Raw genomic sequence first — 13,993 nt, 5'->3', positions numbered from 1 at the left:
TTACCCAAATGAGAGAAATTATAATAATGGCAGCTTAATTTCAAGATATTCTTATTTGTATAAAAGCATCTCATATACAGAAAGGGTTGAATATCTATCGATAGGCGGAAAAAGGCTACTCCCTATTTAGTAGATGGAGCAACTGTTGCAGGAAGGGCTGACATGCTTTTATTTGTATAGTGGGTACCAAATATTTATTGCATGTGTAGTTGATACGAATTTGTCTAGTAGATTACATAAGAGGAAACTTATCAAGTATTATAAAGGATAACAGTATTGGGAAATACCATTTAAGTCTAACAAAATAAAAAATTAGACTTAATTTAGCTAGGTTGTTTTTGACCAGCTATGTGAGGTAAATATCTAACTATAAAGTCAGAAACTATGTATATTAATGACGTAAAATTATCTCCTTTATTAGTATCTGAACCTAGTCAATCATACCAGTCAGGTATAACTGTTAATAGGTGGGTTGAAGTATTGGTAGACTGTCCAGGAAGTACAGGACTATTTACTTATCGATTGCCAGCCCAGTTAGAAATAAAACCAGGGGATATTTTGAGCGTGCCATTTGGGGCACAACAATTAGGAGCGATCGCTATTCGGTTACTGGCACAACCAAATGTCGATTTACCACCAGAAAAAATCCGGGAAGTAGAAGATATAGTCAGCGTTGGATTTTTCCCAAGTGCTTATTGGGAATTACTCAATCGAGTCGCTGCATATTACTATACGCCCCTAATTCAAGTAATCCGGGTTGCTCTGCCGCCAGGGTTACTGGGGCGATCGCAGCGTCGTATCCGCCTTGTTGGAGGGAGAGGGCATACTTCGACTGCGCTCAGTACAAGGGGGGCAGTGGGGAGTAGTTATTTACTGGCATCTCCTGATCCTTTAGCTTTTTTGACTCCAACTGCGCGGCAAGTTTGGGAACTTTTACAAGCGCAATCGGCTGGGGACTACAGTTTTGTCTACCTCCAACAAAAAGTCAAATCTGCCTATCGGGGAATTCGGGAGTTGCTGCGATTTGGTTTAGTAGAAAGCTACTTAGAACCGCCGCGACTAACTCGACCAAAGCTGCAAAAAGCAGTCACGCTTACAGGTACAATTGACCACGACTTAACTACTCGCCAAAGAGAGATTTTGGAAGTGCTGCGGCGGCATGGTGGGGAGTTGTGGCAAAATGAATTACTCCAAATTTGTAATGCTAGTTCTTCTATCCTCAAGACGTTGACACAAAAGGGTTACATCGTCATCGAAGAACGGGAAATATTGCGAACCGAACAGGGGCCAGCATTAGCAGGCGATGGGGCTAAATCTTTAACTGTTGCTCAAGCTAGCGCCTTAGAAACAATCCAGACATTAGATGGGTTTGCTGAAGTTTTATTGCATGGAGTGACAGGTTCAGGAAAAACAGAAGTATATTTGCAAGCGATCGCACCTCTCCTCAACCAAGGCAAATCCGCCCTTGTTTTAGTCCCAGAAATTGGACTTACACCCCAGCTAACTGATCGTTTTCGCGCCCGTTTTGGTAATAAAGTCAGCGTCTATCACAGCGCCCTCTCCGATGGCGAACGTTACGACACTTGGCGACAAATGCTCACAGGAGAACCCCAAGTTGTCATTGGTACGCGCAGTGCAGTTTTCGCCCCTTTGCCCAACCTGGGTTTAATTATTTTAGATGAAGAACACGATAGTAGTTTTAAGCAAGACTCACCCATACCTACCTACCACGCCCGTACCGTCGCCCAATGGCGAGCAGAATTAGAAAATTGCCCGTTGGTGTTGGGTTCCGCTACCCCTTCGTTGGAGAGTTGGGTAAGTGTGGGAGGGATGAGGGAGCAGGGGGAGATGGGGGAGATGAGGGAGCAATATCCTCCTCATCCCCCTCATCCCCCTCATCCCCCTCATCCCCCTCATCCCCCTCATCCCTCCCACTACCTCTCCCTCCCCGAACGCATCAACTCCCGCCCTTTACCGCCTGTGGAAATAGTGGATATGCGGCAAGAGTTGCAGCAGGGAAATCGTTCTATATTTAGTAGATCGCTGCAAGAAGCTTTGCAACAGTTGCAAGAGAGAAAACAGCAGGGAATTTTATTTATCCATCGGCGGGGACACAGTACTTTTGTATCTTGCCGCAGTTGTGGATATGTGTTGGAATGTCCGCACTGTGACGTGTCGTTAGCGTATCACCACACCGAAGAAAAAGCGCCGGAATTATTGCGCTGCCATTATTGTAACTATGCGCGATCGCACCCCAAATTCTGCCCTGATTGTAGTTCCCCTTACCTAAAATTTTTCGGTAGCGGTACTCAGCGAGTAACGCAGGAACTAGCGCGACAGTTCCCAGAGTTACGCTTGATTCGTTTTGATAGCGATACCACCCGCAACAAAGGCTCACACCGTACCCTACTTACCCAATTTGCCAACGGCGAAGCAGATTTATTAGTCGGTACGCAAATGCTCACCAAAGGTTTGGATTTACCACAGGTGACACTTGTGGGCGTTGTCGCCGCCGATGGATTGCTAAATTTATCAGATTATCGCGCCAGTGAACGGGCATTTCAAACCTTGACTCAAGTCGCTGGACGTGCTGGTAGAGGCGACGATCCGGGGAGGGTGATCGTACAAACTTATACTACAGAGCATCAGGTAATTGCAGCAGTGCGATCGCACGATTATTACTCTTTCTCCCAAGCAGAATTAGAACAACGCCAAGCCCTCAATTATCCCCCTTATGGGCGGTTAATTTTATTGCGCTTAAGTAGTCTCGATCCCATTCAAGTGCAAAATACGGCGCAAATAATAGCCACAACCTTGAGTACAGAAGAAGAATTCGAGATATTAGGCCCAGCACCAGCAAGTATTTTGCGGGTAGCTAATCGTTATCGCTGGCAGATATTGATTAAATTTGCCCCCGATGCATTACCACAATTGCCAGATTGGGAAGAAGTGCGATCGCTCTGTCCTCAATCTGTTAGCTTGACAATAGATGTAGACCCTATCAATATTATGTGATTTTCTTGGGCTAAAAGATTGAGAAATCTGGTTTATCTAAAATAGGCCATTGATAGGTTTGTAGTAAGCACTTTAGTGCTTGAATATTTGAGGACTAAAGTCCTCACTACAAACGTATTTAAGATTGAATTTTAATCTACTTAATTAACAATTCTGGTGCTACCAATCCTTTTTGGATAGCTAAAACTGCGGCTTGAGTGCGATCGCGTACTTCTAATTTCTGCAAAATAGTATGGACATGAACCCGCACTGTACCAGGGGCAATGTAGAGAACCTCAGCAATTTCCTGATTGCTTTTGCCAGTTGCCACGAGTGCCAAAATTTCTTGCTCCCGCTTGGTTAGGGGATTTTCTAAAGATTCCTCAGTTTTTGCAGGCAGCACCATAGTAGAATTACCCTCAAAAGCTGCTCTAATTTCTGTTGTTGCCGTTTGATCCCACCAAGAAGCCCCTGCTGCAACCGATCGCACTGCTAATATTAGAGACTCAGCCGGAATACCTTTGAGGCAGTAACCTTGCGCCCCGGCGGCAATTAACCGCGAAATCAGGGGTTTTTCAGAACGAGAGGTTAAAACAAGAATTGGTAAATTTGGGTGCTTCTGCTTGATTTGGCGACAAGCCTCAATCCCGCCAATCCCCGGTAAACCTATATCCAGCAACACCAAATCCAGGGGATAGCGATTTGCTAATTCTACAGCTTGTTCCCCATCTTCTGCCTCTGCGACAATCTCCAAAGTGGTTTCTTGTTGCAACCGCATCCGCAGACCAAGCCGAAACAATTCATCATCTTCAACAAGTAAGATTTTCGTCATTTGTTATTAGTCATTGGTCATTAGTCATTAGTCATTAGTCATTGGTCATTGGTCATTAGTCAAGAGTTAAAAATTATTATTCTCCCCTGCCCCCCCTGCTCCCTCATCTCCCTCATCTCCCTCCACTCCTCATCTCCCCGGTGGTGGACAAGCAGGGAGGCGGAAACCAAACAGTGCGCCTCGTGGTGAGCGATTCTCTGCCCAAATTGTACCCCCATGAGCAGCTATAATTTGCCTGGTCAAATAAAGCCCTAGCCCAGATCCACAGACGTGGCGATCGCTATGTCCTTGATAAAATCTTTCAAACAAGTGGGGTAACTCTTCTTCGGTAATGCCGGAACCAGTATCGAATATTTTTACTACTTGATCGCTAGAATAACTTTCAAGTACTACTTCTACTTTACCGCCACGAGGGGTATGGTTTATGCCATTACTTAGGAGATTGGTGAAGACTCGCCCCAGTTGCAAAGGATCGCCGTTTACCCAAAGAAAGCTGCGAAAATCTGATTCGCCATAGTGGAGAGAAATATAAACCTGTCGTGTTTTCGCTAGTTCAGTCAGGGTGGCGATTATCTCCTCCGCCACAGTTACCAAATTAATAGGTGATAACTGTAGTTTCAACCCTTCGGTATCATTGCGGTATACATCTAAAAGCGTTTGGACTAATTGCAGTGTACTCCGATGACTACGAGCCATTGTTTGTAAGACTTTTGCTTGCATTGGCGTGATTTCACCAAATTGCTCATTTTGAAGATATTTCAGCGTTTCAATTGATCCTAATAGGGGTGTTTTCAAATCATGCGTTAGGGTAGAAACAAAATCTTCACGCATGGTAGCTAGTTGTTCTTGGGAGCGTAATTGTGCTTGCGTATAAGCGATCGCTTCTTCATTGCGGCGGTTGCGATGGCTTAACCAACCCGTTACCACCAACGCCAATACTGCAATCAGCCTATTTGCCAACGTTGGGGAATTAATCATTTCTCCTCCGGGAACAAACAAATTCAATAGTGTTAATCCTGTAGCGGCAAGAGTGATCCCCAACACAGCACCCCGATTCAATCGTGAATCTGCTAACAAAATCGTCCCTGTGTAGAGGTAGCCAAATACGTACTCAGGTGGTGTTAAATATTCCAAGCTGATCACGATCGCAAAGGCGATCGCTATTAGTCCATAAGTCTCCCCACGCTCGTTTATAGCTTCTTTCATAGCCACTAATCGATTTAATATCTTCATTTCTGATTTACTAAAAAATCCTTATCCTACAATCTTTACAACTATTTAATTTAGCGATTATGATTTATCTGCAATCTATATCTGCAAATGTAAACTTGAGCATTAACCTGAAAATTCTGATTGTTCAGATGCAAAAACGGTAACTGGGGACTGATAGGGCTATTTCGTTCTAGACATAAATCGCCCAGAACTAAATTTCCTCTCTTATAGCTCAAGTCCGTTAAAACGGGCTATAACCTTTTCTCAGTCGTCTTTAGACGACTTTCGCTATTAGACTCAGAATTCATTCTGAGGCGGGCTAGATGAGAATGAAATAGCCTTGGGTAACTGAAGATTGGGGGCTAAGTAATTGCCCTCCAGGGGTGGAGTATTTACCACAACCTTCCCAATCCGTAATCCCTTTAATAAAATTCTCTGGGATATTTATATTCTTTGAAAGTAGCAAACTTCGAGAATGTATTGTATAAACAAATAATCATAACTAGCGAGATAGATGAATTAATAATAAAAAATTACATATTCTTAACAATAAGTTTAATAAGTATCTGGATAGTAATAACTGAAAATAGTAAATCCAGATTTAAAAATGACGGTGACATGAAATATCACCAAATCCCTCGAAATCAAATACCCCAACAGTTAATCTGTTATTTCTAAGAATTGGCTTGCTAACACTTAAATTTAATTGAGCGTGAAATATATGGGACAAGGTTTTTTACAAATTGGCTTAACACTGTGTATTGTCATAGCAATCACTCCGTTACTGGGTAGATACATAGCGCGTGTCTTTTTGGGAGAAAGAACACTGCTTGATTTTTTAATGAACCCGATAGAGCGAAGTATGTTCGTAGTAGCGGGTGTCCGCAGGAAAGATGATATGACGGGTTGGCAGTATATCCAGGCTGTAATTTGCAGCAATCTGATTATGGGTATTTCAGTGTATTTGCTGGTATATTTTCAGAGACTCTTACCCTGGAATCCTAACGGCTTCGGTGCTATCAAATGGGATGTATTACTGCACACAACCATTTCCTTTGTGACCAATACCGACCAGCAACACTATGCTGGTGAGACAACCTTAAGCTATTTTAGCCAGGTAGCGGCTTTGGGCTTTTTGATGTTCACCTCCGCAGCCACTGGGTTAGCCGTGGGAATTGCTTTTATTCGCGGGTTGACGGGTAGAAAATTGGGGAACTTTTACGTCGATCTTGTGCGTGGAATTACGCGAATCTTGCTGCCGATTTCGATTATTGGAGCGATCGCCTTGCTTGTAGCAGGTGTACCACAAACATTAAAAGAGACTCTGGTTGTAAGAACCTTAGAAGGCGGAACGCAATATATTGCCAGAGGCCCGGTGGCATCCTTTGAAATGATCAAACTTTTGGGCGAGAACGGCGGAGGCTTTTTTGGCGTAAACTCAGCCCATCCTTTTGAAAATCCCAATGGTGCCTCTAACTTGATAGAAATGCTCGCCATGATTTCTATACCAGCAGCCTTGATTTACACCTACGGTATATTTGCCAAGAACATCAAACAAGCTTGGCTACTTTTCTGGATGGTGTTTGTGATTTTTGTAGTTCTGGTGGGGGTGGCAGCCGTGGGAGAACTGCAAGGTAATCCCCTTGTTAATAACGCTTTTGGATTAGAACAGCCCAATTTAGAGGGTAAAGAAGTTCGATTTGGCTGGGCACAAACGGCATTTTGGGCAGTTATGACTACCGCTACTATGTCTGGTGCTGTGAATGGGATGCATGATTCTTTGATGCCGCAAGGAATATTTTCGACTCTCTTCAACTTGTTTATTCAGGTTATCTGGGGTGGCCAGGGAACTGGAACAGCTTACCTATTTATTTACTTAATTCTCACAGTGTTCCTAACTGGATTAATGGCAGGACGCACCCCAGAGTTTTTAGGACGCAAAATTGAAAAGCGGGAAATCGTCCTCGCCAGCGTGGTGCTGTTGATTCACCCAATTCTAGTTTTGATTCCCAGTGCGATCACTTTGGCTTATCCCATCTCCCTATCTGGAATTAGCAACACTGGCTATCACGGTATTTCTCAAGTAGTTTATGAATACGCCTCAGCAGCATCAAATAATGGTTCCGGCTTAGAAGGGTTGAGGGATAACACCTTGTGGTGGAACTTGAGTACAATAGTTAGCTTAATCGGAGGACGCTACATTCCGATAATTGCCATCCTACTGTTAGCTGACAGCATGTCTCGCAAACAACAAGTACAAGAAACCCCTGGTACCCTGAGAACGGATTCTCTAGTATTTACTGGTATCACTGCTGGAGTGACATTGGTTTTGGGAGTGTTGACTTTCTTTCCCGTTCTGGCTTTGGGCCCCATAGCTGAGGGTTTGAAATTAGCGTCTGGCAGTTAGAAAATTTATAAGTTATGAGTTATAAGTTTGGAATTAAGAGAATACTAAAAAATAAATAATCCGGTTTCGTCGGGTGTGTTAGCGATCGCGTAACGCACCATCTGATGAAGGTGCGTTAGTAACGCACTCTACAGATTGGATCTTTTTTGTATTGGAAGTTCCTAATAACTCCTAACTCTAGCCCTGTCAGCCCCTTTGGGGAAGTCAAAAGTCAAAAGTCAAAAGTCAAAAATCAATGATTTTGAACCCCATAAATTTATTTATGGGCTTGTCAAGGTGATATATAGCTTAACGCCGTGTGCAACTTTTACTCGAACCTAACCCCCCAACCCCCTTCCCTATGAGGGAAGGGGGAAAATTCAAAGCCTCTCTCCTTAAAGGAAGAGAGGAATGGAAGTGAGGTCAAAATATTAAGTTGCACATCGCGTTAGCTTAAATTTCATATTCGTTCAAACAAAATCTTCACTTGTTCTTTTAGAATTTTGAAAATTCGGAGTTCAAAGGCTCAACTTCCGAGTTCAAAGGCTCAAGTGCCGAGTTCAGAAGCTCAACTTCCGAGTTCAGAGGCTCAACTTCCGAGTTCAGAGGCTCAACTTCCGAGTTTAGAGGCTCAACTTCCGAGTTCAAAGGCTCAACTTCCGAGTTCAGAGGCTCAAGTGCCGAGTTCAAAGGCTCAAGTGCCGAGTTCAAAGGCTCAACTTCCGAGTTCAGAGGCTCAAGTGCCGAGTTCAAAGGCTCAAGTGCCGAGTTCAAAGGCTCAAGTGCCGAGTTCAGAGGCTCGTAATAAATACAAGATTCACCTTGACAGCGCTACTTCTACTCCCAATACGGTTCGGTTAGCTTGTTTACCCTGCAAAGATCCCCCCAACCCCCCGATAAATTGGGGGGCTAATTTCCTCCTTTACCCCCAATTTATCGGGGGTCGCCACAGGCGGGGGGATCTTATCCGAACCGTATTGCTTCTACTCCTAGTCCTAACTTCTAACTTTATTCATGAATCAAGTGGCAACTAACTTCAAAGCTAGACGGCCAAATCCTCGTTCTGGCGATCGCCGCCAAACACGTAAAAAGGCCAGTACAAGTAATAAGTGGCTGTACTTAAGGGCAATGAGAGATGCTTTTGTCAAGCTCAACCCTAAGTATGCAATCAAAAACCCAGTGATATTTGTGGTTTGGGTGGGGACAATCATCACCCTATTGCTAACGATTGATCCCAATCTATTTGGCCCAGCCCTGCAAAAGAACCCGCAAGTTTTCAACGGCTTGTTATCGGGGATTTTATTCTTTACAGTTTGGTTTGCCAATTTTGCCGAAGCAGTGGCACAAGGGCGGGGTAAAGCCCAAGCCGATGCCTTGCGATTAACGAAATCAGAGACGATCGCTAAAAAACTTGCTGCCGATGGCACAATTAGTGAAGTTTCATCCACCAGCCTTAAACAGGGCGATAACATCTACGTCATTGCTGGCGATATGATTCCTGCCGATGGCGAAGTAATCATGGGTGTCGCCTCAGTGGATGAATCGGCAATTACTGGGGAATCCGCACCAGTATTAAAAGAATCAGGTTCCGACGTTGCTAGTTCTGTTACTGGTGGGACGCGGATTATCTCAGATGAGCTAATTATCCGCATCACTAATGACCCAGGCAAAGGCTTTATTGACCGGATGATTGCCTTAGTAGAAGGGGCAGAACGCAGCAAAACACCCAATGAAATTGCCCTGACAGTATTGCTGGCAGTTCTCAGCTTAGTCTTTTTGTTAGTCGTGGTAACTCTGCCCGCACTTGCCTACTATGTCAACAGTCCAGTCAGCATCCCAATTTTGATTGCTCTATTAGTAGCATTAATTCCTACAACCATTGGCGGTTTACTAAGTACCATCGGCATTGCTGGTATGGATCGAGTTGCCCAATTTAACGTCATTGCCACTTCAGGGCGAGCAGTCGAAGCCTGTGGAGATATCAACACTTTAGTTCTTGACAAAACAGGTACAATTACCCTCGGCAACCGTTTGGCGGAAGAATTTATTCCCATCAACGGCCATTCAATGTCAGAAATTGCTAATGTTGCCTGGGCAGCTAGTGTCTTTGACAATACACCAGAAGGTAAATCCATTGCGCGACTGGCAGAAAAGTTAGTAGCACGGTTTGATTTCGACTTCAACCAGGCAGAAGGAGTTGATTTTTCCGCCAAAACACGGATGAGTGGTACAAACTTGCCTGGTGGGCATGAGGCGAGAAAGGGAGCAGTAGAAGCCATTAAAGGATTTGTCCGTTCCCGCAACGGACGCGACACCCCAGAATTGGATGCTGCCTACGAACGAGTTTCTCGCCTGGGAGGTACACCCCTAGCAGTCAGTCTAGATAACGAAATCTATGGGGTTATTTATCTCAAAGATATAGTTAAACCTGGTATCCGCGATCGCTTTCTTGCACTGCGACGGATGGGAGTGCATACCATCATGCTAACTGGAGACAACCGGATTACAGCTTCTGTCATTGCCAAAGAAGCTGGAGTCGATGACTTCATTGCCGAAGCCACACCAGAAGACAAAATCAGCGTCATTAAAAAGGAACAAGCAGCAGGCAAACTAGTTGCCATGACGGGAGATGGGACTAACGATGCTCCCGCATTAGCCCAAGCTAACGTCGGCGTTGCGATGAATACAGGGACGCAAGCTGCAAAAGAAGCCGCCAACATGGTAGATTTGGACTCCGATCCCACAAAGCTGATCGATATCATTAGCATTGGTAAACAATTGTTGATTACTCGCGGGGCATTGACGACATTTTCTATAGCTAATGATATTGCTAAATACTTTGCGATTATCCCAGTGATATTTGTCGCTGCTAATTTGCAAAGCTTGAATATTATGAATTTGACTAGCCCTAATTCTGCTGTTCTATCAGCACTGATTTATAATGCTTTGATTATTCCCGCGATGATTCCGTTGGCATTGAAGGGTGTGCGGTTTAGACCACTGACAGCAAATCAGCTACTGCAACGCAATATCTTAATTTATGGCTTAGGTGGGGTGATTGCACCATTTATCGCCATTAAGTTGATAGATATACTGATTACAATTGTGGGCTTGGCTTGATCACAGCAAAAATAGGGACGCTGCGAAACGATCGCATCTTGACCAAAGTAAAATAATAAACATTTTTACTTTTACCTGTTGAGAGAGGGAAAAAGAAGAATATAAATAAACAGGTCGATGTTTGGGAAAAGTTTTTGCCAATGAATCTGACACAGGCAATGTCCCAATACAATTTAGTGTTCTGCTTGAGTAAAATAACTAAAAATGAAAAATAAAATATTAGCAGCAATTGGAAAAATTTTATGGCTATTATTCGAGAAACTATCAGAGCAATTTTTATAACTCTAATGCTTTGGTTGTTGACTGCAATCATCTATCCTCTGATAATCCTTGTAGTGGGTCAAGTTTTATTGCCCTATCAAGCAGATGGCAGCATCATGCGGAATCTAAATAATGAAGCAATTGGTTCAGCTTTAATTGGTCAAGTGTTCACATCTGAGCGATATTTTCATCCTCGTCCCAGTACTGTTAGATATAGCCAAGGCAAAAAAGCCAAGCCAACTGGCATATCTGGAGCCAGCAATCTCGCTGCTAGCAATCCAGAACTACTCAACCGGATTCTAGAACAGGCAAATCAATTGCGAGACGAAAATCTTCAACCGATCGCTGATATAATTTATACGTCTGGTTCTGGCTTAGATCCGCATATTTCTTTGAGAGCAGCACGGCAGCAATTGACGCGGGTTGCTAGTGCGCGGGGAGTAAAAGAAGAGGAAATCCTACGTTTAATTACTAGATATACTGATGGCAGATTTTTATGGATTTTTGGCGAACCGGGAGTCAATGTTCTCCGATTGAATTATGCTCTTTACTTGCAAGATTTTAATCGTCAGGAAAATTAGTAAATGGGGAGTGGGGAGTTAGGAGTTAGGAGTTAGGAGTTAGGAGTTAGGAGTTAGGAGTTAGGAGTTAGGAGTTAGGAGTGGGGAGTTAGGAGTTAGGAGTTAGGAGTTAGGAGTTTGGAGTTAGGAGTTAGGAGTTAGGAGTTTGGAGTTAGGAGTTTGGAGTTAGGAGTTAGGAGTTAGGAGTTAGGAGTTAGGAGTTAGGAGTTAGGAGTTAGGAGTTTGGAGTTAGGAGTTTGGAGTTAGGAGTTTGGAGTTTGGAGTTTGGAGTTAGGAGTTTGGAGTTAGGAGTTAGGAGTTAGGAGTTAGGAGTTAGGAGTTAGGAGTTAGGAGTTAGGAGTTTGGAGTTAGGAGTTTGGAGTTTGGAGTTAGGAATAAATAGATAACTTTTTCGTTACTCTCTGCGCCTCTACGTGAGCCATAAGATTCTTGTTTTAACTCCTGTCCGTGGGTTTAAGTCCCCCGGTTCAATAAAAATTTTGTTTTGTGTTGGGGTTAAATCCCCATTACAAAACAAAATTTACGAAAGCGTTGCGGGGCGAAGCCCATTACGAATTACGAATTACGAATTATTTAAAATATCCATGCAAGAGGTCTAATGTCAGATAATAGTAATACTGGTTCAGCTAGCACTGCACCTTTAAATTCTGCAAGTTACTCGCTTTATCCGGTACGACGCCGGGGCAAGCATAAAATATTTATTGGCATGGCTCCTGGAGTAGGCAAAACCTACCGGATGCTGGAAGAGGGACACGCACTTAAACAGGAAGGAATTGATGTCGTCGTTGGGCTTTTGGAAACCCACGGACGCAAGGAGACAGCTGAGAAGGGAGAGGGGCTGGAGATTTTACCCCGTAAGGAATATCCTCGCGGGGAGTTGACGCTAACGGATATGGATACAGATGCTATTTTAAAGCGATCGCCCCAATTAGTCTTAATCGATGAACTTGCCCATACCAATGTCCCTGGTTCCCCACGCGAAAAACGCTACGAAGATGTAGAAGTAGTTTTGGCAGCAGGTATTGATGTCTACTCCACAATGAATGTCCAACATTTGGAAAGTCTTAATGACTTAGTAGCCAGAATTACAGGTGTAGTAGTCCGTGAACGTGTTCCTGACAAGATTCTGGATGACGCAGATGAAATAGTAGTAGTAGATGTCACACCGGAAACCCTGCAAGAAAGGTTATTAGAAGGCAAGATTTACGCACCGGAAAAAATCCAACAATCCCTCGATAACTTTTTCCAACGTCGTAACCTGATTGCTTTGCGGGAATTGGCTTTGCGGGAAGTAGCAGACAACGTGGAAGAAAATGCGATCGCTACTACCCCCAATGGGCAATTTTGTAATATTCACGAGCGGGTTTTGGTGTGTATATCTACTTATCCCAACTCAGTGCAGCTGTTACGCCGGGGTGCGAGGCTGGCTAACTATATGAACGCGCCGCTTTATAGCTTGTTTGTCGCCGATCCAGAACGCTTCCTCACCAAGGAGGAAAGCTTACACATTCACACTTGTGAGAAACTCTGTAATGAATTTGAAGGTACTTTTATTCGTGTTACCAACAGTAACGTAGCTAATGCGATCGCCCAAGTCGCCGAAAAATATCGAATCACCCAAATTGTAATCGGAGAGAGTCAGCGATCGCGCTGGCAAATGCTCCTCAAAGGATCTTTGACGCAAAAATTAGTGCGCTTGCTCAAAAATATTGATTTGCATATCATTGCCAGCGAAAAAATGGTTTCATCCAAATAGATGATCAAATTTCCCCAAAAACCTAGCCCTTTCAAGGTTTTTCTTAATTATCTTGCGATCGGAAATAGACCATGCTGTAGGGAACGATGCTGTGCCCTTACGAAAGATATGTCTAGATGGACTTTTGCTTATTGAGATTTGTTTCGACGGTTTCTGTGAGTATCCGTAGGCTAGCAAGAACCGCAGCGAAAAGTGTATCGCGTCGTTTCCCGCAGTTGGCGCAGCCCACCGCAGGCATCTGTTAGCACAGTGCCCAGGCGAGCAGGGCGAAAGCTCCGGTTAGCGACTGTGCGTAGCGTCACTTTTGAAGACAGGCATCGATAATTTTCCACTCCTAAATAACTATATAAAATTTAATAAAATTTATGTAAAGCCTAAGTTTTATTAAGTGCAAAAATTCCTGGATTAATATATCAATGAAACTTGGGAATTTTACAATGCCTTTTTTAATATAAAATTATCTTTTAGTAAAAAAATGATATTGAAACTTAACTTAACAACAATACCGCGTTCATCTGAAAAATCTTCCAATGTTCACCAAAAAAAATCATTACTTTAAAACAATAATTAATTAAAAAATACATGTGTATTTTATTACACTACAAACTCTATTTATCTATTAAGATTTTTAAATTTTGGTAAAAAATTGACATAACATTGGATTTCATGATATGTAAATAATTACAGCGTCGGTTCAAAAAAGTTTGGAAAAAGAACCCAAACATTTGATCAAATTACTTACCATTTGGGTCAGAAATTAAGGGACTTTCAAAAAAGAAATTATCTAATTTTTTAGAATAGGCGTCTCGCTCCTGCACAAGCAAAGGCGGGCTTTTCGGGTCAGCCCACAA

The 13,993-nt window shown here is 43.3% G+C and carries 8 protein-coding genes; 5 read left to right on the top strand and 3 right to left on the bottom strand.

Annotation, left to right across the window (positions count from 1 at the left end; translation table 11 throughout):
- Nucleotides 1-384 precede the first annotated feature (384 nt).
- Nucleotides 385-3,015, top strand: a complete 2,631-nt coding sequence (gene priA, locus LC586_RS25250) for a primosomal protein N' (RefSeq protein ID WP_229487823.1) — start codon at nt 385-387, stop codon at nt 3,013-3,015.
- A gap of 136 nt (nt 3,016-3,151) precedes the next feature.
- Here the strand turns inward: priA and LC586_RS25245 are convergent, their stop codons facing one another.
- Nucleotides 3,152-3,826, bottom strand: coding sequence for a response regulator transcription factor (locus LC586_RS25245; protein WP_229487816.1), 675 nt, complete (start codon nt 3,824-3,826; stop codon nt 3,152-3,154).
- Nucleotides 3,827-3,955: 129 nt separating this feature from the next.
- On the bottom strand, nt 3,956-5,032 hold the full coding sequence (locus tag LC586_RS25240; RefSeq protein ID WP_229487808.1) for a sensor histidine kinase: 1,077 nt from the start codon (nt 5,030-5,032) through the stop codon (nt 3,956-3,958).
- Nucleotides 5,033-5,759: 727 nt separating this feature from the next.
- Here LC586_RS25240 and kdpA point away from each other — a divergent pair.
- Entirely contained in the window at nt 5,760-7,445 is a 1,686-nt protein-coding gene (gene kdpA / locus LC586_RS25235) for a potassium-transporting ATPase subunit KdpA (RefSeq protein WP_229487798.1), read from the top strand.
- Between the two features lie 474 nt (nt 7,446-7,919).
- Here the strand turns inward: kdpA and LC586_RS25230 are convergent, their stop codons facing one another.
- Nucleotides 7,920-8,198, bottom strand: coding sequence for a hypothetical protein (locus LC586_RS25230; protein WP_229487790.1), 279 nt, complete (start codon nt 8,196-8,198; stop codon nt 7,920-7,922).
- 240 nt (nt 8,199-8,438) lie between these two features.
- On the opposite strand from LC586_RS25230, the gene kdpB reads away from it, so the two are divergent.
- The 3 genes from kdpB to LC586_RS25215 all read left to right on the top strand — a co-directional run bounded on the left by kdpB (nt 8,439) and on the right by LC586_RS25215 (nt 13,142).
- Nucleotides 8,439-10,544 (top strand): potassium-transporting ATPase subunit KdpB, encoded by a 2,106-nt coding sequence (gene kdpB, locus LC586_RS25225; RefSeq protein ID WP_229487788.1) that lies wholly within the window; start codon nt 8,439-8,441, stop codon nt 10,542-10,544.
- Nucleotides 10,545-10,786: 242 nt separating this feature from the next.
- The gene (kdpC, locus tag LC586_RS25220; protein WP_229487650.1) at nt 10,787-11,386 is read left to right on the top strand and encodes a K(+)-transporting ATPase subunit C; all 600 of its coding nucleotides are present in this window, start codon (nt 10,787-10,789) and stop codon (nt 11,384-11,386) included.
- 598 nt (nt 11,387-11,984) lie between these two features.
- Nucleotides 11,985-13,142: a universal stress protein gene (locus LC586_RS25215; protein ID WP_229487641.1), complete on the top strand. Its 1,158-nt coding sequence runs from the start codon at nt 11,985-11,987 to the stop codon at nt 13,140-13,142.
- The last annotated feature ends 851 nt before the right edge of the window (nt 13,143-13,993 follow it).

Source organism: Nostoc favosum CHAB5714 (genome assembly GCF_020829495.1).
Taxonomy (GTDB): Bacteria; Cyanobacteriota; Cyanobacteriia; order Cyanobacteriales; family Nostocaceae; genus Nostoc; species Nostoc favosum.
The sequence above is the reverse complement of the archived record's forward strand: the minus strand, read 5'-3'. Positions and strand labels throughout refer to the sequence as shown.